This window comes from Methylobacter arcticus (assembly GCF_050917435.1).
In the GTDB taxonomy this organism is placed as follows: domain Bacteria; phylum Pseudomonadota; class Gammaproteobacteria; order Methylococcales; family Methylomonadaceae; genus Methylobacter_A; species Methylobacter_A titanis.
This window is the reverse complement of sequence record NZ_CP159583.1, coordinates 2,889,170-2,915,209: the sequence shown is the minus strand read 5'-3', so window position 1 is coordinate 2,915,209 and position 26,040 is coordinate 2,889,170. Positions and strand designations below refer to the sequence as shown.

Here is a 26,040-nt window from a genome sequence, read left to right as displayed (position 1 = left end):
AAAATTTTATGAAATCGGTTTTTCAAAAAAAACGCAACCACGGCATTGGTCTAATTGAAGTATTAATTACCACGGTAGTGGTTGCCTTGGGTTTGCTCTCCGTCGCCTCCATGCAAGGTGGTCTTATGTTCGGAAGCGCCACTAACAAGACCCGTGCCGAAGCCATAGTCCTGGCGGAACAAAAAATGGAAGAGTTAAGAAACTACATGACTCGCACTCAACTGGAAGGCCATGAAAACGCCAATGACACGATAACGGGCGTAAATGCTACATTCAATAGAGACTGGCAAATTACAGCGAACGGCGCATTGACGACCACAACCCAGACGCCAAGAATCGGGCTTATTGTTAAGGTTTCTTGGGGGAATGCCGCCGATCAACAAGTCGCCGTTAACAGCGAAATTGGTTATGTTGAGCCGAGCAACACAGCCGGACTTGCTAGTGGGAGTGGAGAAGCTAGTCACCGCACCGGCCCCGGCATAGCATCGCCGCATCCTAATGTACGATCTTCGATACGAACGCCTAATATAGTTGATCTATTCAACCCCGACACCACCATCAAGCCCGGCTTTACACTAGTAGAGGGCTCCACCAATCTTTATGTGGATGAAGAAGGCAATGTTTACCGTCATGATGGTGGAGGCGCATTAACTGGCAGACAGATTGAAAGTATCGTCAATTTAAATAAATTCGATGTCGATTTGCGGTTCCAAGTCAGTAATGATGATGATCCTGATAATGACATTTATCTGTATACGAAAAGAGATTCAACTAATCCAGAGAAAATTTATTTATATACAGCTAATATTGTCGGCGGTATTGGCGATGGGAAAAATAAATTTGATGCCGTAGATCCTGAAGAGCCAGAGCTTGATGGCACGGCAAGCATTGTACGTACTTATTTGGGTGGAGTTATTCTAAGCATAAAAGGCAATGTTTATACGGTAAATAATCTGGATGATATTAAAATCGACCATAACCGTGAAGATATGTATTGCGTCTTTAATCCGGGTGAAGGTCAATCGGAAAGAAAATATGCTTGTTATCCTGGAGGTAGCTGCAAATTTGGACCGGCCGGTAATAATGCTGCGGATCAATGCTCTAGCCCCGCGATTGCTGATATTAGCGTAGGCCCGGGCGGTTGGCGGGGTAATGTCGGTTTGATTAACGTTGACGACGCAGGTGGCGGCAAAGAAAGTGTTTGTTATCTGGAAGAGGTAAACAATCAAGAATCAGAGCGTTCTACCGCGCGTAAATATAAGGGCATGCTGAGCAGCCACGAGCAAGGCGTTAATCAATCCTATAGTTGCCAGGATTATTTGATTGTAGGCCGCCGCAACAACTTTAGCCAACTGGCTGCGGCGTGTGCGGTTGCAGTCGGCAACCTTAGTGTTACCAGCTTGCCGCCTAAGGAAGTAGTTCGGACTATTTCGGGTTCAAATACGGTAGCCGGTATAGATAGCACCTTTTGCAATAATTTATCGGCAAAGGACTATACGCTAACTATTGCCGCATCTACCGCAACCGATGTAACAGTAGAGGGGGGAACCGCAACTGTTACCTGCAGTCGTGAGATCGACACAGACAATTTCACCTGTTCCGGGCAAACGAAAAGCAATGTGCTAAGCGTTATTGCAGTCGCACCAGCTGCTAGCGGTAACTGCACGGTAGAGCTTAATACAAGCTCACAGCCCGCAACAGGGAGCTGTTCAATTACGCTGGTTACCCCGCCTATATATACGCTTGACGGCACGATAACAGGCAACAAAGGACACACGCCAACTGTAACGGTAACCAATGATTTTGGTATCACCAATACTTGTACTGCTTCCAGTTCAACATTTAGCTGTGTGATTCAGACGAATTATACAACGGTGAGAATACTGGGTACCAAAATAGGTAATAAAACGCCTTATTGCACTGTCTCCGATTTGAATTTACAACCTGGAGAATCGGGAACCCGCGATAATGTTTGTGAACTAAAATATTAACCTGTAAGCCGTGTAAGGTGGGCAGTGTTTTTCTGCCCACCCGAATTCCATATAATGTATCGTTCCCACGCTCCGGCGTGGGAATGCCGTCCGAGGCGCTTCAGCGTCACGCTTGGCAACGATAAACCTTATATAACTTGGCTATCAAGTGCGGATCAATGCAAAATAAGCCAAAATTCTAATCAGGAACCTATTTTGAATACACACGCCATCTGTCGTTGCGGTTCGGGCATCGACTATGCTCAATGCTGCGCTCCGTTTCATTCCGGCGAAAAAAAGCCTTTAACTGCCGAAGCCTTGATGCGTTCGCGCTTTACCGCTTATGCGCTGCATAATGCCCAGTATTTACTGGATACCTGGGATGCCACGGTGCGACCCGAGTTGATTGATTTTTCCAAGGAAAAAGTCGATTGGCAACGCTTGGAAATCGGCACGACTAAAAAAGGCGGGGCTAAAGACACTAAAGGTGTGGTGGCATTTAAAGCGTATTATTTGCAGGATGATGAAGTCTACGTGATGACTGAAATCAGTCAGTTTATCAAACGCGCGGGTGGCTGGTTTTATCTGGATGGACAGGTTAAGTCGATTGGCAAAGTGGGCTTACAGACTAATCTGGGCAAGAATGCGCCGTGTTCCTGCGGCAGCGGCAACAAGTTTAAGCGTTGTTGCGGGGCAGGGTGATGCAGTATCGGCATTGATTAACCAAGGGCGAACGATCGCCCTTGGTTAGACTGATGGCTGCTGTAATCAGCTTATTCAAAAAACAGCGTTATTTTATTTCTTGTTTGGTTTCTTCTGATTCGTTGATGACGGCAGAAAAACAGTCCATCATGCTTTCGGTATAGTTAGTATGGGCTTCTGCGAGATCTTTTGGCGAGCCGAAATCAGCACGTAGTTCTTCAAGGGTCTTTTTAGGGTCTTGAGACGAGGACAGCATCAACATTTTTGTATAGTTGCGATAAGCAGTCAAGCGCTTAGGATCGAGAGCAAAAATGCCGGGCATGTGGCTTGAGGATGTCTCAACGATACATTTAGCCATGCGTTCAGGGGATAAATTATAGTCCTTAACATCTTTTTCCAACTGCATTTGCTCCAATACAGTCTGTTCATATTGGTTTTTATCGGCGCAAGCAGGGAGTAATAATGCGGACAGGGAAATGAGCAGTAGTTTTTTCATGTGTGTTACCGTTATGAGTGAAAATGCAATAGGCGACATTATACGCATTTGTATCAGGCAAAAGGCGGAAGGCTAAAATTTTAGCCTTGAACCTTGAACCTCAGTCCATCTCCTTCATTGCCTGCTTTATCCAGGTCTCGGCTTCGGCATTGATGTCCCCGGCTTTACGTCCCTTGGTTTCTATGGGCGGCCCGATTTTTAGTTTGATCACGCCGGGATATTTTAAAAAACTATAGCGAGGCCAAAAATCACCGGCATTATGGGCGACGGGAATGACCGGAAAACCGGTTTTATGCGCGAGCATGGCGCCACCGATATTGAATTTCAGCACTTCCCTGGCTCCGGCGCGAGTGCCTTCCGGAAAAACCAGCACCCATAAGCCCTCGTTTAAATATCGAGTGCCTTGTTCGAGCAAGGCACGTAATGCAGCGCGTTGATTTTTCCGGTTTATGACGATGGATTTTAGGGTCAGCAGCGACCAGCCCCAAATCGGGAGATAAAGCAACTCACGTTTTATAACCACGGAATGAGGCGGGAGAATATATCGTAACGCCAGCGTTTCCCATGCCGACTGATGATTGCTAAATATAATGGCGGGGTGTTGCGGATCGATATTTTCCAGTCCTTCGACTTCATAGGTGAGGCCGCAAGTCACTTTGGTTATCCAGCCGATAATGCCGCACCAGACATGGCCGATTTTCCAGCGTATGTTAAAGGTCGTTAGCATGCCGGTAATAAGCAACACGCCGACGATGGTAGCGGTAGTGAAAATGCCTAAAAATAACAGGGCCGAGCCGATATAGTTTTTAGGTCTGGGGTCTTGCTGTGAGGTAGTTTGCTGCGTCATATAAGTTCTCAAAAACAGGAATGTTGAGCGTAGGATTTTCGATTAGGGTTTTGTTGCCTTTGCCGGTTTTGACCAGTATTGGGCTTGCACCGACTGCCTGCGCGGCTTGCAAGTCGCGTAGCGAATCGCCGATCACGGTCATGCCTATCAGGCTGACATGGTTGTCGGTTGCAAATTGTTCAAGCAAGCCCGGTTTGGGTTTGCGGCAGCTGCAGTCATCGTCCGGGCCGTGCGGGCAAAAATAGATGGCTTCGATTTTGCCGCCTTTTTCTGCAACCATGCGCTGCATTTTTGCATGGATTTGTTCCAGCATCGCCGCATCGAATAAGCCTCGGGCCAGGCCGGACTGATTGGTGATTACCACGACTTTATAGTCATGCTTGTTCAGCAGGGCGATGGCCTCAAGGCTGCCGTCAATCGGCAGCCATTGATCCGGGGATTTGATAAAGTTATCCGAATCCTGGTTAATGACGCCATCACGATCCAGCAATACGTAGCGATTTTTGAGCATGGTTTATCTAGCGTCCCCGCACCGCAGGAGCGGTGCTGACTGCGTTCCCACGCTGGAGCGTGGGAACGATAAACTGACATTAAGTTTATCGTGTGGGCGCGAATTTATTCGCGCTTTTAATCTACCGCGCGAATAAATTCGCGCCCACAAATAGACAGCCATAACTATTTTAGCATTAACTTAATGACAGTGACGCCGGAGCGTGGGAACGATGAATCCTGTGCCGACATTTTCATTTACGATTGCAATTTGGAAATGTCGGCACAGGTCAAAAACTGTTCGGACAACAGGTTCAGCAATGCCAGCCGGTTGGCGCGCAATTCCAGATCATCGGTCATTACCATCACCTGATCGAAAAACGCATCGACGTCATTGCGCAAACCCGCCAAGCGGTTCAGTGTCGCCTGATAATCGCGTTGCGCCAGTAACGGTTTGATGTCCTCGGCGGATTGCAATCCGGCTTGCAACAACTGTTTTTCTTGCGCTTCAAGCAATACGCCGATGCTGGCTGCAGGAGGGGTATCCGATTTTTTCAGGATATTGCGGATGCGTTTATTCGCCGCCGCTAGGCTTTCGGCTTCGGGCAGTTGCCTGAAGGCTTTAACCGCCTGCAAACGCTGCATAAAATCCAAAGGTTCGGCCGGAGTCACCGCGATCACCGCGTCAAATTCGTCGGCGGTGTAACCGTGATCCAGGCAATAGCCTTTCAAACGATCAAACATAAAATCGATCACCCGGTCGGCTGTTGCCGATTGGTCTGCGGTTTGACCGGATACGGTTTTGATCTGAGCGGCGGCGAATTCCGTTAACTCAATAATATTGATGTTAAGTTCGTTTTCTATGACGGTTCTAAGGATGCCCAAGGCGGCGCGGCGCAACGCATAAGGGTCTTTGTCGCCGGTAGGGATCAAGCCGACGGCAAAAATACCGACCAAAGTGTCTATTTTTTCTGCGATAGCCAGGATTTGCCCGGTGATGCTGCCGGCAGTTGGGCTGCCGGATTGTTTGGGGAAATACTGTTCCTCAATCGCCAGCGCGACTGCTTTCGGTTCGTTGTCGGCCAGCGCATAGTAGCGCCCCATAATGCCCTGCAGGTTGCCGAATTCGAGAACCATCTCGGTCATCAAATCGGTTTTAGCCAATAACGCGGCGCGTTCGGCCAGTTCGACATCGGCGTTCAGGTGTCCGGCAATAAATTTCGCCAGATTTTGTACGCGTTTGGTTTTGGCGAAAACCGTGCCCAAATTCTCCTGGAAAACCACGCTAGTCAGGCTTTCGACGCGATCTTCCAGGGTCTTTTTCCTGTCCTGATTCCAGAAAAATTCGGCATCGGCAAGACGCGGGGTCACCACGCGTTCATTGCCTTGCTGGATAGATTCCGGGTTGCTGCTTTCAATGTTGCTGAAGGTGATAAAGTTCGCCAGCAAACCGCCGTCGGCATTTTTAACCGGAAAATATTTCTGGTTGGTTTGCATCGTGGTGATTAGCACTTCAGGCGGCAGCTCCAGAAAACGCGGGTCGAAAGTCCCGGTAATCGGCACCGGCCATTCGTTTAACGCGGCAATTTCTTCGAGTAAATCGTCCTCGATATGGGCAATGCCGTTCACAGCGGCGGCAGCTTTTTGCGCCGCGTCACGGATCAAGGTTTTGCGTTGCTCAATATCTGCAATGACGCGGCCTTGTTTGTACAATAGCTCAGCGTAGTCTTCCGGCTTGGTCAGGGTAATTTTTTGCGGCGCATGAAAACGGTGTCCCTGCGTCGCCGCTCCGGTTTCCAGACCCAGGATTTCGGTGTCGATGACGCTGTCGCCGTAAAGCAGGACGGCCCAATGTACCGGTCTGACGAACTCGGTGGTAAAACTGCCCCAGCGCATCCGTTTGGCAATCGGCAAGCCGGCGATGCTTGAGCGGATAATGTCGGGAATCAGCTTTTCGGTCGCTTGCCCTTTGACGGCCTGGGTGTAGCTCAGCCATTCGCCCTTGTCGGTTTTCAGACGCTCCAGTTGCTCGAAGCTGGTGCCGCAGCTGAGCGCAAAACCCAGTCCCGCTTTGCTGGGCGTGCCGTCGGGCGCGAATGCCGCTTGCAGGGCAGGCCCGCGTTTTTCTACGGTTTTATCGGGCTGTGCGCTAGCCAGGTTCTCGATAAAAACGGCCAGACGCCGGGGTGTCGCGTAAGCCTTGCTGCCGGTGAAAGTTAACTCGGCGGCATTGAGTCCCTGAACGATGTTGTTCAATAAGGCATTGCTCAGTTTCAGCAAGGTCTTGGGCGGCAGTTCTTCCGAACCCAGTTCGAACAGTAAATGTTGGCTTGTCGTCATATTATGCTCCCTGCTCGGTTAACATCGGGAAGCCCAGCGCTTCCCGGCGTTGGTAATAAATTTCGGCAACGGACTTGGCCATGTTTCTGACTCTTAACAGATAGCGTTGGCGCTCGGTCACCGAAATGGCATGACGCGCATCCAACAGGTTAAAGGCATGCGAGGCTTTCAGCACCATTTCATAGGCCGGTAACGGTAAATTCAACTCGATCAATTTAGTGCATTCCTGCTCGTAGGTGTCGAAGCACTGGAACATGAAGTCGACGTTGGCGTGTTCAAAGTTGTAGGCGGACATTTCCACTTCATTTTGATGGAACACGTCGCCGTAAGTGACGGTGCCGTGTGGGCCCTGAGTCCAGACCAGATCGTAAACGCTTTTAACGCCCTGCAGGTACATCGCGATGCGCTCCAGGCCGTAAGTGATTTCGCCGGTGACCGGACGGCATTCCAGACCGCCGACTTGCTGGAAATAGGTGAACTGGGTTACTTCCATGCCGTTTAGCCAGACTTCCCAGCCCAAACCCCAGGCGCCAAGCGTGGGCGATTCCCAATTGTCTTCGACAAAACGCACATCGTGTTCGAGCAAATCCAGGCCTAAATGACGTAACGAACCTAAATACAGTTCCTGAATATTGTCCGGTGACGGCTTTAAAATAACCTGAAACTGGTAGTAATGCTGGAGACGGTTGGGATTCTCGCCAAAGCGGCCGTCGGTCGGGCGACGCGACGGTTGCACATAGGCGGCGTTCCAAGGCTCGGGGCCGATGGCGCGTAAGAAGGTGGCAGGGTGAAATGTCCCCGCGCCCACTTCCTGATCCAACGGTTGCAATAAAATACAGCCTTGAGCCGACCAGTATTGCTGTAAGGCCAGGATGAGTCCCTGAAAAGTAGATAAGTCGTTGTTTATGCTGGACACGGTTTAATGCTCTTGGGCAATAAAAAGGGGGGGATTATAACTGAAAAACGGGCATTAGGCATTGCTAGATTGGGTCTGTGCAAATTTATGCCGACGGATAAGGATGCGCGTCGTTCCTAGGCACATACTGCATTGCCTCAAATTATCTGGCAAGTATTTGCCGCTTCCCTACATTCATAACAAAGAAATGGGCAAAAACTAGCCTCTAGAATGCTGCGCATCACTAAAATTGCTTTAAATATTATGTATGGCATGAATGGTGCTTTATTTCAAAATAACCGACAAATTCTATAGCCGGTTGATGCGAATTACCCTATTTTAAGGAGCTTAGGCCATGATCATAAACACTCTATCCAAGACATATACAACTCAAGTACCTATTTCTACTGACCGTACTTCTCAACTCGGCGTATCCAATAAGAGTCCATCAGTAGCTGGCGATACGGTAGAAATTAGTAAAGAAGCATATAAAGCTCTATCCGATTCAGAGGCTACCATATCACGAGGTGTCGCGTTAATTGTCAACAGCATAAATAACGATCCTGAATTCGCAGACAAAATGGCCTATACGTACTCGCATTCGCGAGATGCTGAGCTGATTGATTTAAAAGATGTACCGCCTCTGGATGACGCTTTACGTATGGATGCCTATTTCCAACATGTAAAGGACTTTGAAAGCGGAGCTGATAAAATCATGAACCAACGCGTTCAAATTTATAATGAAATGAAGAAAAATGGTGCCAGCGGGGCAGATATATTTAAAAGTCTTATGGAGTTTAATAAAACGTTACCTGCCGATTATCAAAAAAATACGGGTCTTGATAAATATAGCGATCAATATAGCAAGTACGTACAAGCAGGATAATGTTTTAAAATGGCTGCCTTGATATTCGATATAACAGAAATATCTAGACAGCCATAATATTTTTAATATTGATAGTTCACAATCACTTGGTCAACCTGTCCATAGGCAGGAGGATACAAAGTACCAGACCCCGCCACCCCGAATGCATAAATCATTTTTTTATTTGCAGGACGGTTAATAAAGCTCGAAGTAGAGCCGCTTTGAAGACTCGTAACATCTATGCATGCACTTGTCGTATCGTGGCATAGATACACAATCAAACCAGCGGGTTTATAGGAAAGGCCCCAAGACCAGGATATAGAGGTAATCGTTGCAGTAGCAGGAATACTGCCTACTGGGTTCAATTGAAGATAATAATAGATATTTTTACTGTATATTGTTGGCCCACCTGCGCTATTTGCCCACGCCCCACCATTGGCAAGAGGAACAATACTTAAGCTTTCAACTGGATCAGACGCCGTCCCCATTGGAGCAGACATAATTTCTGATGCTGGTATAAGCTGAACTGTAGCAGCAACAGACCCAGTCTGAGCTAATGCAGATTGCATAAATACCAATAAACCTATACTGAAAACAATATCCCTTACTATTGATTTTGTTAACATTACATTACACTCCTAAATATAAATTTCAAATGTACTTCGGTTGCGGACTATCTTGTCCGAGAATCACTATAAACGTTAGTTTATCTAACGTCAATCATGCTGCTATTTTGGGCCAAGTAGTGGGTACGGCTTTTCTGTTTCATAAGCATGCAGCGTTCCCACCGCTCCAGCGGTGCGAGACGCAAAACCTGGAAACGATAAAAACGGTCATAATTAATACGGCTGATTTTGCATGATTAGCTACCTATCCAAAACGGAATTGTTTATACTCGAATCTCAGTAACTTAAAAACGGCGATTGATCCACGAAAGACACGAAATAAATCAATATATTAAATGGATTAAGTCACTCACCCTTTGACTGATGATCTAAAGTTTGGTATCCCTTTGTATTTTTTCGTGCTTTTCGTGGACTAACTGCTTTTTAAACATCAGGAGAATCGACATGAACGAGCAAGAAAAACAACGGGCTGTAGAAATTCTTAACAAAATTATGGAGCTTGAATTAGCAGGAGTCGTTCGCTACACGCATTACTCGCTGATGGTCTACGGCTATAACCGCATACCTATTGTTTCCTGGCTTAAGGGCAATGCTGACGAGAGCCTTGCTCATGCGCATAAAGCCGGTGAGTTGGTGACCTTGTTGGGAGGGCATCCTTCTCTTAAGATCGGCCCTTTATTGGAAACCGCCAAGCATGATATTGGCGATATTCTAAGGGAAAGTCTGGAGCATGAGAAAGCATCGATAGCCGCCTATTTCGAATTGCTAAAAGCGGCTGAGGGCGTTTCGGTGCTGCTGGAAGAATATGCCAGAGACATGATTGTCGGCGAAGAGCTGCATCTTGACGAAGTCAATAAGATGCTGCGCAAACCGGGCGATGTTGAGCCGTTTGACCTGTAGACACATCTTATATAGTAGGCTGTGCTGAACGCACTGAAGCGCATCAATCGCGAATGATGCGCTTTACAAAATCCCTGTCGCGCGTCGCAAATGCAGGGTCGCCAGCGCCGCATCATAAGTAGCATTGTTGTAATTGTCATGCGTAGTGGTGCGCAAATCTTCGGCCTTAAGCACTTCGGTATTGGTGGACAAGCCCTGCTGGTAGCGGTCGATGGTGACTTTTAAATTTTCGTCGGCTTGGGCTATGGCTTGCTGGGTCACCGCGATGCGTTTTTGCGTCTCTTGAATATCGAGCCAGGCTTGGCGTACCTGCAAGCTGATCATGCTGGACAGGTCGTCGCGTTGTTCTTTTAAGGACATTGCCTGCCGGGTAATCGCATCGCTACGATGGCGGGAACTGCCGTCAAATAGCTTCCACTCCATACCGACGTTGGCCATCCACATGCCTTCAAAGACCTGATAGCGGTTTTCCTGATATTGATAGCCGCCATTGACAGCGACTTGCGGTAGCAAACCGGCCTTTACGCTCTGCGCCTGTTGGCCTAGCGACTCAATTTGCTGCGCCAGCGCGACCAATTCCGGGCGTTGTTTTATCGCATTGCTGCTCAGCTCGATTAATGTTTCTGGTGGCGTTTCAGGAAATTGATGGGCCAGCTTAACTTCATCGGCAAGATTCCGATCCAGTAACTGGTTGTAACGGGCTCGACCAATATCCAGCTGATTATTCGCCTGCACCACCAGCTGCTGGGCATTGGCCAGTTCGACATTGGCCGCCAGTACGTCATTGCGTGCGACCATGCCTTGATCGAACAGATTGTTTACGTCCTTCATGTGCAGGCTCAGGGTATCGACATGGCTTTGCGCTACCTGCAAGGCGCTTTCCAGGCGCAATATAGTGATATAGGCTTCCGCTACCTGCATTTTGATATCCAATACGGAGGTGATTTCATTGGATTGAACCGCTTGCAAGGAGGCTTCGGCAGCATCGATATTATGGCCGATGCGCCCGCTGGTAAAAATCGGCACCGAGGCTATCGCCTGAGCTTTGACGCTTCCGGCCTGAGCGGTACTAAACTGAGCCGATTGGTCTGCAATTTGGGTTTTTGCCGTCGGCGTTTCACTAAACTGGGTGTAACCGCTGCTTACGTTAAGATCGGGTAATCGCTGTCCTTGCGCTGAACGGAGTTGTTGTTCGGAGGCATCGGTATCGGCTTTTGCCGATTTGATCCGGTGGTTGTTATTGATGGCGCTGTCCCAGGCATCCTCCAGCGTTTCCGCGCAAACTCCCGTGGTAACAAAAAATAGTAACACGCCCATTAAACGGTTTTTATGCTTCAGCATGGAGCATGCCCCGCATGTAAAAATGAATGACCTGCGAGATCAGACGTTTTTTTTCGTCAGCGGAAGGCCGTAACGTTGTTGACAACAGGCAGCGCAAATGTAGATCGCCTTTCAGCATGCTGAAAAACGCGTCTGCCGCAAACACCGGATCAATCATGTTAAAATGACCCTCGGCATTCAAGTGGCGAAAATAATCTTCCAGTTGCGTCAATACGGTTTGCGGCCCGCTTTGATAAAACAATTGGCCAAGCTCTGGGAAATCAGGACTTTCTGCCACCACCAGCCGGTAAATGGCTAAGGCATCTTCGGCATAAATCAAATCCATTGCGGATATCGCGATTTTGTTCAGATTGTTTTCCACGTCATCCGACTCGATAGTGACTTGGGTCATGGTTTGCAATAAAGATCCGCACAGGTTTGAAATGACCGCCGCGAGCAGAGCCTCTTTGCTGTCGAAATGGTTATACAGTGTCGCCTTGGAAACCGGCGCGGCCTGGGCTATTTTTTCCATGCTTGCGTTACGATAGCCGTGCGCCAGAAACATGCGGGTTGCACCGTTAAGGATGGCTAGATGCTTGGGATCGGTGGGTTCTGAAGTCATTTGTTCAATTTAAGTAAGCAGGTAGTCGCTAGAGAAATTGTCCACGAAAAACACGAAAAAATAAAAGGCAAAAAGTCGGCTCTGTTGATGTCTGCTTCTTTCCGCCCTAATAAACAGCCCTCTTTCGTGCCTTTCGTGGACAAGATCTGTTTTGCGTAACTTTAACAGTTCAGTTAGAATAAACTAAACCGTTTAGTTTATCAAGGCCGATTATGTCCCGCATCCGTTCCGTATTACTGATTTTATTGATAGTCATTCCTTTAATCGCAGGAATCGGTTATTGGCTGCTGGATCGCCAGCATTATGAAACCACCGACGATGCCTATTTGCACAGCAACATCGTGTTAATCAGCCCCAGAGTGCAGGGTTATGTGACGCAAATAGGCATTAATGACAACCAGGCCGTCAAGAAAAATGACGTTCTGGTAACGATTGACGACCGGGATTATCAGGCCAGAGTCGTTCAGGCGGCAGCCAATGTCAGCGCGGAAGTCGCGCACATTGAGCGATTGCGGGCGATGAAAACCTCCCAGCACGCGCATATCGAAACGGCCGGCGCGAATATAGCGGCGGTGCAAGCCAGAGGCGAACAGATTCAAAAAGATTTGCAGCGCTTTCATAACCTGATTGATCGCGGTTCGGCGGCCAGTCAATCCCTGGATAAAGTGCAATCGGAGTCCAAACAGGCGGCGGCTGAATTAAGAGGCTCAAAGGCCGCCGCCAGCGCCGAGCATAACCAATTAGCCACGCTCGACATTGAAATCACCGAAACCGAAGCGCGACTGGAAAATGCCCAGGCGCAATTAACCTTGGCAAAAATCGATCTGGAGCATACTCAGGTCAAGGCGCCTATAGACGGCATCATCGGCAATCGCGGCGTGCAGCTCGGGCAATTGGTACGCCCCGGCGTTGCCTTGGCCTCTCTGGTGCAAAACAGCAAAATCTGGGTGGAGGCGAATTTCAAGGAAACGCAGTTGCAATACATGCGTTTAGGGCAGTCGGTTACGCTTAAAGTGGACGCCTATCCCGATCTTGAGTTGACCGGCAAAGTCGACAGTTTTTCACCGGCCAGCGGTTCCGAATTCAGTATCCTGCCTGAGGAAAATGCCACCGGTAACTTCACCAAAATCGTGCGTCGCATCCCGGTAAAAATAGTCCTTGACTCAACCGAGCATAATGAGTTGTTGAGGCCGGGTCTGTCGGTTGCCGTCCAAGTAAAAGTCCATTAATACCGTGGTAAAAGCAGACCAGCAAGCCACAGAAACGCCGCTAACCTTAGGCCAGTGGATCGGTTTTTTCAGCATGGCGATTGGCGTGTTCATGGCGGTACTGGACATCCAGATCGTTGCCAGTTCGATACAGAAAATCCAGGCCGGCCTGTCCGCTACCAAGGATGAAATCGCCTGGGTGCAAACGTCTTACCTGATTGCCGAAGTCATTGTTATTCCCTTGTCCGGCTGGCTGGGCCGGGTTTTTTCGACCCGCTATTTATACGTTATTTCCGCAGGCGGATTTACCCTAGCCAGTTTGCTGTGCGCCTTCGCCTGGAATCTGCCGTCGATGATCGTGTTTCGCTGTTTGCAGGGCTTTCTCGGCGGCGCGATGATTCCGCTGACCTTTACCGTAATCTTCATTTTATTTCCTCCTCGGTTGCAACCGACAATGAGCATCGTACTCGGCTTGATTGTGACTATGGCGCCGACTGTCGGGCCGATACTGGGCGGCTATCTTACCGAAACCTACAGCTGGGAATTACTGTTTTTGATCAACATTATCCCCGGCATCATCGTCTGCGTCGTTGTCTGGCGGTATCTTGATATTGATAAGCCTGACTGGGCGCTATTGCAGAAAATCGACTTTGTCGGGATCACTCTGATTGCCGTTTTCTTAGGCAGTATGCAGTTCGTGTTGGAAGAGGGTGCAAGCAAGCAGTGGTTTGAAGATCATCTGATTGTCGCGTTAACGATAGTTGCTGTGGGCAGCGGCATCGCCATGTTGGTCTGGGAGTTAAAAACGCCTCACCCGATTATCGATCTTTACGCCTTCCGCCATATCAATTTTGCGATAGGCTGCGGCTACAGCTTTGTGCTGGGCGTAGGACTTTATACCATCATTTATTTAACGCCTATTTATCTGTCCAGCGTTAAAGGCCTTAACAGCCTGCAAATCGGCTACTATTTAATGGTCGTTGGCTTGTTTCAATTACTCTCGGCGTTTATAGCCGGGCCGCTGGAGAAAAAAATTGATTTGCGCTGGATGCTCTGTCTGGGGCTTAGCTTGTTTGCTCTGGGATCGTGGATGAATGGCGAATTAACCGTCGAATCCGGTTATTGGGAGTTTTTCTGGCCGCAGGCTATTCGGGGCAGCGCCATTATGCTGTGCTTTTTGCCGATTAATACCCTGGCCTTGGGCCGGTTGCCGGTCGACGAAGTCAAAAATGCCAGCGGACTCTATAATTTGATGCGTAATCTGGGCGGCGCGATCGGCCTGGCGGTTGCCAATACCCAAATGATTTATTTAACCAAAGCGCATTATGCGACGCTACGTGAATCGGTTACCGCAACCCGTTATCAGGCGCAGGAAATGCTCGAAGGATTAAGCGAGTCGATGGCGCAAATGAATATCCCCGATCCTGATTTGGCCGCCTTAAAACAAATGACCGGACTTGCATTGCGGGAAGCGGAAGTGATGACCTTTAACAACCTGTTTCAGATTATCGCCGTTTTGTTCGCGGCTTCGCTGGTTGTTGCGCCTTTTTTAAAGAAAGTGGACAAAGAAAAGGCAGTTGCCATTCACGAATAAGAGCAGGACGCGCCGTTTGGGTTTTAACTTTAGCTCCCTCTCTGGCGCGTGGCCCTACGCAAGTTGCCGCTGATGCACAAAACCTTGCGCGGTATGATTATGTGGTGTATTTAGTGGCAGATTGTTTTCATTGCAGAATGACTATGATCGCCATGAAAAACGTTTGCGGAGAAAATGCAACCGCAACCAGCAAGCGATCCGATTTTGGCGTAGACAAATATGCGCCGACCCTTGCCGATGCAGTCAATATCGCGCTTCAAATTGAGGCGATCAAAGACTGATCGGCCTTGTTTACTCATGCAACCCAGAGGAAAAGACCATGAAACTCTATTACAGCAAAGGCGCATGTTCGCTATCGCCCCATATCACCGCCTGTGAAGCGGAACTGCCGATTGAACTGGTCGAAGTTGATTTGACGGCTAAGCGCACCCAAACCGGGGAGGATTTTCGACTGATAAATCCTAACGGTTACGTGCCGGTGCTGATCCTTGACGATGGCAACACGTTAACGGAAGGCCCCGCTATTGTTCAGTATCTTGCCGATCAGGCGCCGGATAAAAAATTAGCCCCATTGGCAGGCACGTTCGAGCGTTATCAGCTGCAACAATGGCTGAATTTTATTTCGACCGAGATTCATAAAGGAGGATTTGCGCCGTTGTTTAATCCCGCTACGCCTGAAGCCGCTAAACAAATGGCGATTGCTGCACTGACGTCGCGTCTGGAAACGGTCTCCGAGCAGCTTTCGAACCGGGCATTTTTGCTCGGCCAGCATTTTACCGTGGCCGATGCCTATTTGTTTGTCACGCTGAGTTGGGGCACTTATGTCGATGTCGATATTTCCCGCTGGCCGGTGCTGGTGGAGTATGCCGCTAAAATTTCCGCGCGTCCTGCAGTGCAAAAAGCGATGAAGGAAGAAGGGCTGGTCTGAATTTCGCTAGTTCCCAAGCTCCCAAGCTCCAGAGACTGTGAAAGTATTATCCAAATCGAGCTGAAAAAATTATTTACCACAGAGAACACGAAGGACACGGAGAAAACAACAGCATTAATTCAGGGTATTAAAAACTTCGTGCTCTCGGCAACCGCTCCCTGCGTTGCTCTACCTCCCCTATCCATGAGGTCGTACCTCCTGCATAATCCACAGGGATGTGGTGAATGCAGATATTGCAAGGAGCAAATATCTGTCCTTGCAGTCGTCCGTGTTCTTCGTGGTTAATTTCTAAATATGAATACTTTCACAGTCTCTCCAGCTTGGGAACCAGCACAACGAATGTAAGGATATAGCCGATATGAAATATAACGGAGATAACATAATGAGCGACCAGAGCGGATGTTTGATCTTCGCCCACCGAGGCGCTAACAGGGAAGCCGCCGAAAACACCCGCGCCGCCTTCAACAAGGCGCTGCAATACCCGATAGACGGCATTGAAACAGATGTGCAGCTGAGTCTGGATCAGGTGCCGGTGCTTTGGCATGACTGGGAGCTGGAAAAATTGGGTTATCCCGGAAAATGCATAGACGATTTTAATTTCGCCGAGCTCGAACAAATGGATTTTTCAGGATACAACTCGCCCGATGCGCTGCCGGAAGGCGCGTTGAGCCTTCAGGAGTTTATCGGCAGTTTCCGGGGGCGTTGCGGCCTGGATATTGAGCTTAAAAACCGAGACGGGGAATCCCGGCAACGGCTGGAAACCAAGATACTGCAAATGCTGGCTGTCATCGGCACCTCGGCCGTCGATGGCGTGTTTGTTTCTTCCTACAGTCTGCCCGGGCTGATTTTCGCCCATCGACACGCGCCGGATGTGCCGCTTTATTATTTGCTATCCGGCCATCACACCCAGGCTGATATTGAACGGTTGCTGACGGATTATAGTTTTTTGGCCGGTTTTTGCCTGCCCATCGACATCCATAACGAGGCCATTGCCAAGCTTCTGCATGACAGCGGCAAAGGCGTAGCGGTTTATACCTGCAACAGTGTCGAGGAGATTCAAAAAGCGCTGGATCTGAAGGCCAATATCCTGATTACCGATTACCCGCAATTGGCATTGCAGATGCGCGATTCGTGAAGCGGGACTGCGCACGACTGGCCGGTCAGCCTTTAACAGGTACCGAGTCTCCGATTAAAGGTTTTAAAGGCAAGGAGTATCATCGGCTTGGCTTACAAGGACGGTAAAAAAATGACAATGCCCCAATAGTTTTCAGAGGGGCTATACTGAAAGTCTGAATGTGGCGCAAGCATACTTTTACCTTTAGACACGGGGCTGATATGAATAAAACACCTTACCCGGATGACTGGCCTGATATAGATACCAAACTCTACATCAGGTCGGTCAAGTTGTTTGATGCGGTCAAAAATATGCTCAGCGTCAAGCTTGATCTGCATGCCGATCCACAGTTTTTGGAAGGCGACATCTTTTTATTCAATCATTTTTCCCGGTTTGAAACCTTCATCCCGCAGTTTCTTATTTACGAGCAAACCGGGGCTTACAGTTGCGCCATTGCTTCCGGCGAGTTCTTTAACGAAGACAATGTGTTGTCGCGATATTTGAAAAATGTCGGCGTTTTCCCCCACAATCATGAGCGTCTGTTTCCGCTGCTGGCCGGGCAGATTTTGCGCGGTCGCAAAGCCATTATTTTTCCTGAAGGCGGCATGGTCAAAGACCGGCGGGTTATCGACAAACGCGGTCATTACAGTATTTACTCCAGGGTTACCGGCAACCGGCGCAAGCTGCACACGGGACCTGCTGTTTTGTGTCAGGGTGTGGAAACCTTTAAAGCGGCGATTCGATACGCCCATAGCCAGAATGACGTTGCACTGCTTCGGCAATGGAAAAATGTCTTGCAGATCGACAGTATTGATCAGCTGATTGCGGTAGCGAATAAGCCGACATTGATAGTGCCTGCCAATATTACTTTTTATCCGATTCGTTCCTCTGAAAATCTGTTGTTTAAAGGCGTTGAGCTGTTTTCCGGCGGCCTGAGCTTGCGCCAATCCGAGGAATTGCTGATCGAAGGCAATATTATGCTGAAAAATACCGACATGGATATACGCATGGGTACCCCGGTCAATCCTTGTGGTGTCTGGGACTGGCGTATCCGTTATCTGATGGACAAGGTCGTTCCTGAAATCAACACGATAGACGATGTTTTTGCGCTGAATTCCCGACCTAAAAACTGGAAGCAGCGTTTATTGGGGAAGTATTTTATAAAAAATGCCCAATGTTCCCGAGATCGATACATGGAAGCCATTTATGCCAATGTCACGATCAATTTAAGCCATCTGGCGGCAACGTTGATCATGCACTGCATCGAGCAGGGACAAACGCGGATCGAGAAAAACAAGTTTTATACTATTCTGTATATCGCCATCAAGCATCTGCAAAACAACACCGTGATTCATCTGCACCGAAGCCTGCTCAATCCCGATGATTACAGCGATTTGTTTAAGGCGAGTAACAAGCGCTTCGAACATTTTATCTGTGCGGCAAAAGAAGCCGAACTGATCAACGAAGATGAGCATTGTTATCAGTTTTTGCCCAAACTTTGTACCGAGTTCGACTTTGATAGCATTCGTCTGGAAAATCCGATTGCGGTTTACAACAACGAAGCCGCACCGCTGCATACGGTTCGCGATACCCTGATTGCTGCCGTAGATGAATGCGCCCATGCCGATGTAGACAAACTGGCTGCTTGGCATTTTGAAGATGAATGTCGCACGCTGGCATGGGAAAAGCAGGCTTACTCAAGCTATTTAAGCGACGACATTAGCAAGGAGGAAGCCGCTGTTGATGATCCCTCGCCTTTTTTCATCCAACCGGAACATGCCAATGGCTACGGTGTACTGCTTATTCATGGTTTGCTCGCCAGTCCTGCGGAATTAAGAGCTTATGGCGAATATCTGGTTAACCAGGGCTACACGGTATTGGGCATTCGGCTAAAAGGCCACGGCACATCGCCCCATGCGTTGCGCGATCAGAGCTGGGAAGATTGGTACGGTTGTGTGCAACGGGGGTTTAATATACTCAAGGTGCATTGTCCGCGTATTTTTGTTGCCGGTTTTTCCACAGGCGGTGCCTTGGCGTTAAAACTGGCCGCTGAGCACTATCCTGAAATGGTCGGCGTTATCGCCGTTTCGGTGCCGTTAAAATTCGTTAATCCTGCTTTTATGCTGGTGTCATTATTACATGGCACCAACACGCTGGTCGGTTGGGTTTCGGCCTTTGAAGGTGTAAAGCCCTTTATCGACAATGAACCGGAACACCCCACTATTAATTACCGCAATACGCCGGTCAGGGCGCTTTATGAACTGAGACTGTTGATTGCGCAGCTTGATGAATTACTGCCGCAGATTAGCCTGCCCGCACTGGTTGTGTGTGGCGATCAGGATCCTATTGTCTCTGCCAAAGGCGCGCCGATTATTATGGCTAAATTGGCTTCACCGCATAAGCAACTCCAAGTCATTAAAGCTCAACGCCACGGAATTTTAATGGGAAATATCGGCGGCACATGGGGCGTTATTGATGGGTTTTTAAATGAGCTACGCAAAAGAGGATAGTAAAATGAAAAATGTCATTATCGCAGGGTATTGCAGATCGCCTTTTACACCGGCGCAAAAAGGGCAACTGGCTAAAGTCAGGCCGGATGATCTGGCCGCGCAGGTCATCAACGGTTTAATCAATGAAACCGGCGTGGAGCCGCAGGATATTGAAGATTTGATTTTGGGTTGCGCCTTCCCGGAAGGCGAGCAAGGCATGAATCTGGCGCGCTTGGTCGTCCATCTTGCCGGATTGCCGATCAGCATAGCCGGGGTCACCCTTAACCGCTTTTGCGGTTCCTCAATGCAGGCGATACATTTTGCTGCCGGCGCGATTCAAATGAACGCCGGTGAGGTGTTTATCTGCGCCGGGGTCGAATCGATGAGCCGGATACCGATGGGCGGCTACAATTATCTGCCCAATCCCGGCCTTTATAAAGCCTATCCCCAAGCCTATATCGGCATGGGCGAGACCGCCGAAAACCTGGCCTTGCACTATCATATCGACCGTCTGTCCCAGGATGCTTTTGCCGTCGCCAGCCAGCAAAAAGCGTGGACTGCTCAACAAAATGGTTTGTTCGCCAGTGAAATCATCCCCATTAAACGCGCTGACGGCGAGATCGTTCAATACGACGGCTGTATCAGAATAGCCACAACACTAGAGGCGCTTGCCGAATTGCAACCGGCCTTCCTTAAAAACGGCAGCGTGACCGCCGGAACTTCTTCGCCGCTGACCGACGGCGCTGCCGCCGTGCTGGTGTGCAGCGAGGACTATGCCGATGCCCACGGCCTGGAAAAACTGGCCAGAATCAAGGCCATCGCGGTATCGGCTTGTGCGCCGGAAATCATGGGCATAGGCCCGGTCAGCGCGACTCATAAAGCCTTGCAACGCGCCGGCTTAAGCTTGCAGGACATCGATATCGTCGAATTGAACGAAGCCTTTGCCGCGCAATCTTTGGCGGTACTTAACGATTTGCCGATTCCGCTGGAAAAGTTGAATCTGGACGGCGGCGCGATTGCATTAGGCCATCCGCTGGGCGCATCCGGTGCCAGAATTACCGGTAAAGCCGCCAGCCTGCTGAAACGGGAAAACAAGCAGTTTGCGCTAGCTACCCAATGCATCGGCGGCGGCCAGGGCATAGCGACTATTTTGGAGGCTATCTAATGGACATCAAAAGAGTCGCGGTGATAGGCGCGGGGGTCATGGGTTCCGGTATCGCCGCCCATATCGCCAACGCCGGTATTCCCGTTTATTTGCTGGATATCGTGCCAAAAGATGCGGTAAACCGGAACGGCATTGCCGAAGCCGCGATTGCCAAACTGCTCAAAACCGAGCCCGCCGCATTCATGCATAAGAACTATGCCCGTCTGGTTACTCCCGGCAATATCGAAGACCATCTCGACTGGTTGATCGATGTCGATTGGGTGATTGAAGCGGTGCTTGAAGATTTGGCTATCAAACAGGAACTTTACCGGAAACTGGATACTATCTGTCGCCCGGATACCCTGATTTCATCGAATACCTCGACCTTGCCGCTGAAACTGCTGACCCGAGACCTGCCGGACAGTTTCAAACAGCGTTTCATGATTACCCATTTTTTTAATCCGCCCCGTTATATGCGCCTGCTGGAACTGGTGGTCGGCGAATCAACCGATACCGAATCGATAAACGCATTGGCTAAATTCGCCGATGTCCGTCTGGGCAAAGGCTGCGTGATTTGCAAAGACACGCCGGGGTTTATCGCCAACCGGATTGGCACGTTTTGGATTCAATCGGGTTTATTGACCGCCATTGAACTGGGCTTGCCGGTTGAGCAGGCGGATGCGGCGGTGACGGTTTTCGGCATCCCGAAAACCGGTATCTTTGGTTTGCTTGATCTGGTTGGCTTGGATTTAATCCCGCATGTACTGGACAGTTTCAAGCAATTGCTGCCCGCCGAAGATGCATTCAATGCCATCAATAATGCGCCGGAATTATTGCTCCGTCTGATTGCCGACGGCTACACCGGCAGAAAAGGCAAGGGCGGTTTTTATCGCCTAAATGAAATAGATGGGAAACGCATCAAAGAATCGATCAACCTGCAAACCGGCGTTTATCACGCTAGCGAAAAATTTGCCTTGCAGGTGGTGCCCAAAACGCAGGACGAGCAACGGGCTTTTTTGTCGGCTGATGACGCCATCAGCCGCTTTACCTGGAAAGTGCTGTCCAACACCTTGGTTTATAGCGCCAGCCTGATCCCCGAGATTGCCGATGACATCGTCGCTGTCGATACCGCGATGCGTCTGGGTTATAACTGGAAATACGGGCCGTTCGAGCTGCTGGACCGGATTGGCGTGGATTGGTTCGTTGAGCGCTTAGCTGCCGAAAACCGCGAGGTACCGCCGTTGTTAGTCGCCCTGGGCGACGTTAGTCGCCCAGGGCGACTAACGTCGCCCCCGCAACATCACTGCCTGTACAAGGTCGATTCAGGCAAACGCATGTATGCCGATTTATCCGGCAATTACCAAGCCGTGCAGCGGCCGGACGGCATTCTGCTGCTGGCCGATATTAAATTGCAGGCTCCGGCAGTACTGGAAAATCCGTCGGCCAGTCTCTGGGATATTGGCGACGGCGTCGCCTGTCTGGAATTCCACAGCAAAATGAATACCCTGGATAGCGATAGTCTGGCGATGGTTCGGCAAAGCATCGACAAGGTCAAAACCGATTTTTCGGCCTTGATTATTCATAACGATGCCGACAATTTTTCCGCCGGGGCTAATTTAACCTTGCTGGTGCAGGCTATCCACACTCAAGACTGGCCTGCGGTGGAGCAATTGATCAAGCAGGGGCAACAGACCTATTATGCCTTGAAATATGCGCCGTTTCCGGTGGTCGGCGCGCCGTCGGGCTTGGCCTTGGGCGGCGGCTGCGAAATCCTGCTGCATTGCGACGCCATTCAAGCCCATGCCGAATTGTATATCGGCCTGGTCGAAGTGGGCGTGGGTTTGGTGCCGGGCTGGGGCGGCTGCAAGGAATATCTGCGGCGCTGGCTGGAATTTGCCAGACGCCCCGGCGGCCCGATGCCTGCGATAGCCCAGGCTTTTGAAAGCATCGGCATGGCCAAAGTGTCCAAATCGGCGGCGGAAGCCAAAGAGTTGCTGTTTTTGTCCACCTCCGACGGCGTTACCATGAACAAAGACCGCTTATTGACCGATGCCAAAGCCAAGACATTGAAGCTGGTGCCGGGTTATGCGCCGCCCAAACCCGCTAGTTTCGAGTTGCCCGGCGCCAGCGCTAAAGCGGCAATGGCTATTGCGATTAATAATCTTAAGCTGGCAGGCAAGATAAGCGACTACGATGTGGAAATTTCGCAGCAACTGGCCGACGTGCTCAGCGGCGGTTCGTGCGACATTACCGAGCCTTTAACCGAAGACGATTTGTTAAATCTGGAACTAAAAGCGTTTTTGCATCTAGTTCAACAACCGGGCACTCTGGCTAGGCTGGAGCACCTGTTTAAAACAGGTAAGCCGTTGCGTAATTGATTAAAAGCAGTTGTCCACGAAAAGCACGAAAGGCACGAAAGAAAAAAATAGATTTACCGTTCTCTCGCTTCGGCGTGGAGCGGCTTTAATGGTTTACTGGAGTGCAGGCTTCGCCTGCTGTGCAAGCGAAGCCTGCACGCCTGTTAAGGAATTCGCAAAAAATAAACCGCTACAGGCTCACTGATTTTTGTGCTTTTCGTGGACAATATCTACAAATCAACCCAAGGAGTATCCCATGATCTGGTTAATCTCATTATTCATTCTCGGCGGAGTTCTGGCTTATGGCCGGGCATCGTTACGCTGGACAACGCTGGTTGTGGCCGGATGGTTGGGGCTTTTTTCTCTGGCACAGGGCGGCGGCAATGTTGTCTTCCTGTTCTGGGTGGTTTTCGATGCGGTTTTTATCCCGCTCAATGTCCCGGCTATCCGCAAAAGGCTATTCAGCAGGGTGATTTTCAAGGTCATGAAACCCATGCTGCCGCGGATGTCGCAAACCGAACGCGAAGCGCTGGAAGCGGGCAATACCTGGTGGGATGCCGAGCTGTTTTCCGGCCATCCCGACTGGAAAGTTCTGATGGATTTGCCCGCCGCGAAACTGAGCGCCGAAGAACAGGCCTTCATCGACGGCCCGGTAGAAACCCTTTGCAGTATGTTGGACGATTGGGACATCACCCGCAACCGCTTCGATCTGCCGAGTGAAGTCTGGGACTACATCAAACAGCACAAATTCTGCGGCATGATTATACCCAAGCATTACGGCGGCCTGGAGTTTAGCGAATACGCGCATTCCGAAGTGGTGATGAAAATTTCCAGCCGCAGCAGCACCGCTGCCGTGACCGTCATGGTGCCCAATTCTTTGGGCCCCGCCAAATTACTGCTGGCTTACGGCACCGAACAGCAGAAAAACCATTATCTGCCGCGTCTGGCGAAAGGCTTGGAAATCCCCGCGTTTGCGTTAACCGGCCCCTATGCAGGCAGCGATGCCGGAGCCATGCCCGATACCGGCGTGGTCTGTTACGGCAAATTCGACGGCAACGACAAGGTGCTGGGCATAAGGCTCAACTGGGACAAACGCTATATCACCTTAGGTCCGGTCGCCACGGTGCTGGGTCTGGCATTCAAGCTTTACGACCCGGAGCGCTTGATCGGCGATAAGCAAAATATCGGCATTACCGTCGCGCTGATTCCCACGAATACCGCCGGTGTTTCTATCGGCAGGCGCCACTTTCCGCTGGATTCCGCGTTTCAGAACGGCCCAAACTGGGGCAAGGACGTGTTCATTCCGCTGAACTGGATTATCGGAGGCAAAGAGCAGGTCGGCAACGGTTGGAAGATGCTGATGCAATGCCTGGCTACTGGTCGGGCGGTATCCTTGCCTGCACTCAGCACCGGCGCGTCGAAAATGATCAGCCGCAATACCGGCGCTTATGCCCGCATTCGCAAGCAATTCAACCTGCCGATTGGCGAATTCGAAGGCATTGAAGAACCGCTGTCGCGCATTGCCGGACAAACCTATATTATCGATGCCGCGCGCAAAGTCACCGCCGCCGCGCTGGATGATGGGCAAAAGCCGTCGGTCATCTCCGCGATTATCAAATACGAACTCACCGAACGGATGCGCCGCGTGGTTAACGACGGTATGGACATACAAGGCGGTTCCGGCATTTGTTTGGGGCCTAAAAACTATCTCGGCCGGATGTACCAGGTGATTCCGGTTAGTATTACCGTCGAAGGCGCCAATATCCTGACCCGAACGATGATGATTTTCGGTCAGGGCGCGGTGCGTTGCCATCCTTATATCCAGCGGGAAATGGAAGCCTTGGGCGAGAGTAATCTCGAACTGGCTTTGCAGCAGTTTGATCAAGTGCTGTTCGAGCATATCGGTTCGGTGCTGCACAATTTGGCGGCCGGTTTTTGGTTGGGGCTAAGCAACGCCCGTTTTGTCGAGGTGCCCGGCGATCAAAATACCCGGCGTTATTTCCGGCAGATTGCCCGGCTCAGCGTCAGCTTTGCGCTGGTCGCCGATTTTGCGTTGCTGACGCTGGGCGGCTCGCTTAAACGCAAGGAACGGCTCTCCGGGCGCTTTGCCGATGTGCTGAGTAACCTGTATTTGTGTTCCTGCGTGCTGAAAAATTACCAGGATCAGGGCAGTCCCCAAGACGACTTGCCGTTGCTGCATTGGGCCTGCCAACAAACCCTGCACCGCGCCCAGCAATCCTTATTGGCTATTTTCCACACCTTGCCGATGCGTCTTTCTACGTATCTGTTAAGAGCCGTGCTGTTCCCCGGCGGCAAGCCTTACTCACTACCCGCCGATTATTTAATCCACCAGACGGCGGTGTTGCTGCTGAAAAACTCCCCGACTCGCGACCGTTTAACTCATGGCATTTATATCAACGATAAACCTGATGATGCTACCGGCAGAATCGAAGTCGCCTTCCAGGCTGTGCTTGCCGCAGCCCCGGTGGAGGCTAAAATCCATGCTGCGCAAAAGCAAAAACAGCTGCCCAAAGGCGCCATTATCGACGTGCTGGAGGCTGCGATCAGCAAGGCCGTTATCAGCAAAAAAGAAGCCGAGCTGATGGCGAATGCTGAAAAAGCCCGATTTGCAGCCATTAGCGTGGATGATTTTAGTCCTGAGCAATTAGGCAATGGCGGATAAAGAATAATCCTAAAAACCGCAGTTGTAGTGAGTGGAAACCGTTCGTGCTGAGTTCTTCGGCTATCTGTCGAAGCATGAGCGGCTTCCACACGTCCACCTATGTTGGTGAACATATCAAATCCCGCTCTGCTTAAAAAATTAGCAAGACTAATTCCGATTTCCGCATTTGTGGAATCCTCCCCCAAAAAACTCCCACAGTTCTCCCATTACATCAGCATAGTTTTATCCGATACTACACACCATGTTGTGAAAGCGAATTCATGGGGAAATAAAATCAGCTTCAACAACAGGTAATTTAATTTCTATTTTATATTTGAAAATAACCGGTTAATGAGTCAGGTAAATATTGGGAGTAAATCCCGCCAAGAAAAAAGCGGATTTTAAAATATTTAAAAAATGGAAATTACGCTGACACAGTAATTCCTACAGGACATTTAACCAAACGAATCAA

Annotated in this window: 21 protein-coding genes; 13 read left to right on the top strand and 8 right to left on the bottom strand. The window is 49.9% G+C overall.

What is annotated here, in order from left to right; genetic code table 11:
- Window positions 1-8: 8 nt before the first annotated feature.
- Complete coding sequence (locus tag ABXJ76_RS13825) at window positions 9-1,991, top strand: type IV pilus modification PilV family protein (protein WP_432741313.1); 1,983 nt, start codon at window positions 9-11, stop codon at window positions 1,989-1,991.
- Between the two features lie 195 nt (window positions 1,992-2,186).
- The gene (locus tag ABXJ76_RS13820) at window positions 2,187-2,672 is read left to right on the top strand and encodes a YchJ family protein (protein ID WP_432741312.1); all 486 of its coding nucleotides are present in this window, start codon (window positions 2,187-2,189) and stop codon (window positions 2,670-2,672) included.
- Between the two features lie 88 nt (window positions 2,673-2,760).
- Here the strand turns inward: ABXJ76_RS13820 and ABXJ76_RS13815 are convergent, their stop codons facing one another.
- The 5 genes from ABXJ76_RS13815 to glyQ form a co-directional block, all read right to left on the bottom strand.
- Window positions 2,761-3,168 (bottom strand): hypothetical protein, encoded by a 408-nt coding sequence (locus tag ABXJ76_RS13815; protein WP_432741311.1) that lies wholly within the window; start codon window positions 3,166-3,168, stop codon window positions 2,761-2,763.
- Between the two features lie 100 nt (window positions 3,169-3,268).
- A complete protein-coding gene (locus ABXJ76_RS13810; RefSeq protein WP_432741310.1) occupies window positions 3,269-4,015 on the bottom strand; it encodes a lysophospholipid acyltransferase family protein in 747 nt (248 codons plus the stop codon).
- Entirely contained in the window at window positions 3,975-4,526 is a 552-nt protein-coding gene (gene gmhB, locus ABXJ76_RS13805; protein WP_432741309.1) for a D-glycero-beta-D-manno-heptose 1,7-bisphosphate 7-phosphatase, read from the bottom strand. Before gmhB ends, ABXJ76_RS13810 begins: the two co-directional genes overlap by 41 nt.
- A gap of 236 nt (window positions 4,527-4,762) precedes the next feature.
- Window positions 4,763-6,844 carry a glycine--tRNA ligase subunit beta gene (gene glyS / locus ABXJ76_RS13800; RefSeq protein WP_432741308.1) on the bottom strand — a complete coding sequence of 694 codons (2,082 nt, stop codon included), beginning with the start codon at window positions 6,842-6,844 and terminating at the stop codon, window positions 4,763-4,765.
- A gap of 1 nt (window position 6,845) precedes the next feature.
- Entirely contained in the window at window positions 6,846-7,760 is a 915-nt protein-coding gene (gene glyQ / locus ABXJ76_RS13795) for a glycine--tRNA ligase subunit alpha (protein ID WP_432741307.1), read from the bottom strand.
- Window positions 7,761-8,094: 334 nt separating this feature from the next.
- On the opposite strand from glyQ, the gene ABXJ76_RS13790 reads away from it, so the two are divergent.
- Window positions 8,095-8,625, top strand: coding sequence for a hypothetical protein (locus ABXJ76_RS13790; RefSeq protein ID WP_432741306.1), 531 nt, complete (start codon window positions 8,095-8,097; stop codon window positions 8,623-8,625).
- Between the two features lie 62 nt (window positions 8,626-8,687).
- On the opposite strand, the gene ABXJ76_RS13785 is transcribed toward ABXJ76_RS13790, so the two are convergent.
- Complete coding sequence (locus ABXJ76_RS13785; RefSeq protein WP_432741305.1) at window positions 8,688-9,230, bottom strand: flagellar protein FlhE; 543 nt, start codon at window positions 9,228-9,230, stop codon at window positions 8,688-8,690.
- A 444-nt stretch (window positions 9,231-9,674) separates the two neighbouring features.
- Between ABXJ76_RS13785 and ABXJ76_RS13780 the strand changes: the two genes are divergently transcribed.
- On the top strand, window positions 9,675-10,130 hold the full coding sequence (locus tag ABXJ76_RS13780; protein ID WP_432741303.1) for a ferritin-like domain-containing protein: 456 nt from the start codon (window positions 9,675-9,677) through the stop codon (window positions 10,128-10,130).
- A gap of 63 nt (window positions 10,131-10,193) precedes the next feature.
- Here ABXJ76_RS13780 and ABXJ76_RS13775 read toward each other — a convergent pair whose 3' ends face one another.
- The gene (locus tag ABXJ76_RS13775) at window positions 10,194-11,471 is read right to left on the bottom strand and encodes a TolC family protein (RefSeq protein ID WP_432741301.1); all 1,278 of its coding nucleotides are present in this window, start codon (window positions 11,469-11,471) and stop codon (window positions 10,194-10,196) included.
- Complete coding sequence (locus tag ABXJ76_RS13770) at window positions 11,458-12,072, bottom strand: TetR/AcrR family transcriptional regulator (protein WP_432741300.1); 615 nt, start codon at window positions 12,070-12,072, stop codon at window positions 11,458-11,460. The genes ABXJ76_RS13775 and ABXJ76_RS13770 overlap by 14 nt, the downstream gene beginning before the upstream one ends.
- A 212-nt stretch (window positions 12,073-12,284) precedes the next feature.
- On the opposite strand from ABXJ76_RS13770, the gene ABXJ76_RS13765 reads away from it, so the two are divergent.
- The 9 genes from ABXJ76_RS13765 (at window position 12,285) to ABXJ76_RS13725 (ending at window position 25,589) form a co-directional block, all read left to right on the top strand.
- Complete coding sequence (locus ABXJ76_RS13765) at window positions 12,285-13,301, top strand: HlyD family secretion protein (protein WP_432741298.1); 1,017 nt, start codon at window positions 12,285-12,287, stop codon at window positions 13,299-13,301.
- 73 nt (window positions 13,302-13,374) lie between these two features.
- Window positions 13,375-14,874 carry a DHA2 family efflux MFS transporter permease subunit gene (locus ABXJ76_RS13760; protein WP_432746524.1) on the top strand — a complete coding sequence of 500 codons (1,500 nt, stop codon included), beginning with the start codon at window positions 13,375-13,377 and terminating at the stop codon, window positions 14,872-14,874.
- Between the two features lie 143 nt (window positions 14,875-15,017).
- Entirely contained in the window at window positions 15,018-15,155 is a 138-nt protein-coding gene (locus tag ABXJ76_RS13755; RefSeq protein ID WP_432741297.1) for a YceI family protein, read from the top strand.
- Between the two features lie 38 nt (window positions 15,156-15,193).
- Window positions 15,194-15,802, top strand: a complete 609-nt coding sequence (gene gstA, locus ABXJ76_RS13750; RefSeq protein WP_432741295.1) for a glutathione transferase GstA — start codon at window positions 15,194-15,196, stop codon at window positions 15,800-15,802.
- Between the two features lie 382 nt (window positions 15,803-16,184).
- Window positions 16,185-16,937, top strand: coding sequence for a glycerophosphodiester phosphodiesterase (locus ABXJ76_RS13745; protein WP_432741294.1), 753 nt, complete (start codon window positions 16,185-16,187; stop codon window positions 16,935-16,937).
- A gap of 200 nt (window positions 16,938-17,137) precedes the next feature.
- Window positions 17,138-19,426 (top strand): alpha/beta hydrolase, encoded by a 2,289-nt coding sequence (locus ABXJ76_RS13740; protein WP_432741293.1) that lies wholly within the window; start codon window positions 17,138-17,140, stop codon window positions 19,424-19,426.
- Between the two features lie 4 nt (window positions 19,427-19,430).
- Window positions 19,431-20,570 carry a thiolase family protein gene (locus tag ABXJ76_RS13735; protein ID WP_432741292.1) on the top strand — a complete coding sequence of 380 codons (1,140 nt, stop codon included), beginning with the start codon at window positions 19,431-19,433 and terminating at the stop codon, window positions 20,568-20,570.
- Complete coding sequence (locus ABXJ76_RS13730; RefSeq protein ID WP_432741291.1) at window positions 20,570-22,927, top strand: 3-hydroxyacyl-CoA dehydrogenase NAD-binding domain-containing protein; 2,358 nt, start codon at window positions 20,570-20,572, stop codon at window positions 22,925-22,927. The genes ABXJ76_RS13735 and ABXJ76_RS13730 overlap by 1 nt, the downstream gene beginning before the upstream one ends.
- A 235-nt stretch (window positions 22,928-23,162) precedes the next feature.
- Window positions 23,163-25,589, top strand: coding sequence for an acyl-CoA dehydrogenase (locus ABXJ76_RS13725; RefSeq protein ID WP_432741290.1), 2,427 nt, complete (start codon window positions 23,163-23,165; stop codon window positions 25,587-25,589).
- Window positions 25,590-26,040: the final 451 nt, after the last annotated feature.

Bases quoted from the DNA above. Each gene is read 5' to 3' on its own strand.
- ABXJ76_RS13760 (WP_432746524.1), top strand. From the start codon at position 13,375: ATGGCGATTGGCGTGTTCATGGCGGTACTGGACATCCAGATCGTTGCC.
- ABXJ76_RS13725 (WP_432741290.1), top strand. From the start codon at position 23,163: ATGATCTGGTTAATCTCATTATTCATTCTCGGCGGAGTTCTGGCTTAT.
- ABXJ76_RS13745 (WP_432741294.1), top strand. From the start codon at position 16,185: ATGAGCGACCAGAGCGGATGTTTGATCTTCGCCCACCGAGGCGCTAAC.
- gmhB (WP_432741309.1), bottom strand. From the start codon at position 4,526: ATGCTCAAAAATCGCTACGTATTGCTGGATCGTGATGGCGTCATTAAC.
- ABXJ76_RS13775 (WP_432741301.1), bottom strand. From the start codon at position 11,471: ATGCTGAAGCATAAAAACCGTTTAATGGGCGTGTTACTATTTTTTGTT.
- ABXJ76_RS13765 (WP_432741298.1), top strand. From the start codon at position 12,285: ATGTCCCGCATCCGTTCCGTATTACTGATTTTATTGATAGTCATTCCT.
- ABXJ76_RS13755 (WP_432741297.1), top strand. From the start codon at position 15,018: ATGATCGCCATGAAAAACGTTTGCGGAGAAAATGCAACCGCAACCAGC.
- ABXJ76_RS13730 (WP_432741291.1), top strand. From the start codon at position 20,570: ATGGACATCAAAAGAGTCGCGGTGATAGGCGCGGGGGTCATGGGTTCC.
- gstA (WP_432741295.1), top strand. From the start codon at position 15,194: ATGAAACTCTATTACAGCAAAGGCGCATGTTCGCTATCGCCCCATATC.
- ABXJ76_RS13790 (WP_432741306.1), top strand. From the start codon at position 8,095: ATGATCATAAACACTCTATCCAAGACATATACAACTCAAGTACCTATT.
- ABXJ76_RS13770 (WP_432741300.1), bottom strand. From the start codon at position 12,072: ATGACTTCAGAACCCACCGATCCCAAGCATCTAGCCATCCTTAACGGT.
- ABXJ76_RS13825 (WP_432741313.1), top strand. From the start codon at position 9: ATGAAATCGGTTTTTCAAAAAAAACGCAACCACGGCATTGGTCTAATT.
- ABXJ76_RS13740 (WP_432741293.1), top strand. From the start codon at position 17,138: ATGAATAAAACACCTTACCCGGATGACTGGCCTGATATAGATACCAAA.
- ABXJ76_RS13815 (WP_432741311.1), bottom strand. From the start codon at position 3,168: ATGAAAAAACTACTGCTCATTTCCCTGTCCGCATTATTACTCCCTGCT.
- ABXJ76_RS13785 (WP_432741305.1), bottom strand. From the start codon at position 9,230: ATGTTAACAAAATCAATAGTAAGGGATATTGTTTTCAGTATAGGTTTA.
- ABXJ76_RS13810 (WP_432741310.1), bottom strand. From the start codon at position 4,015: ATGACGCAGCAAACTACCTCACAGCAAGACCCCAGACCTAAAAACTAT.
- ABXJ76_RS13735 (WP_432741292.1), top strand. From the start codon at position 19,431: ATGAAAAATGTCATTATCGCAGGGTATTGCAGATCGCCTTTTACACCG.
- glyS (WP_432741308.1), bottom strand. From the start codon at position 6,844: ATGACGACAAGCCAACATTTACTGTTCGAACTGGGTTCGGAAGAACTG.
- ABXJ76_RS13780 (WP_432741303.1), top strand. From the start codon at position 9,675: ATGAACGAGCAAGAAAAACAACGGGCTGTAGAAATTCTTAACAAAATT.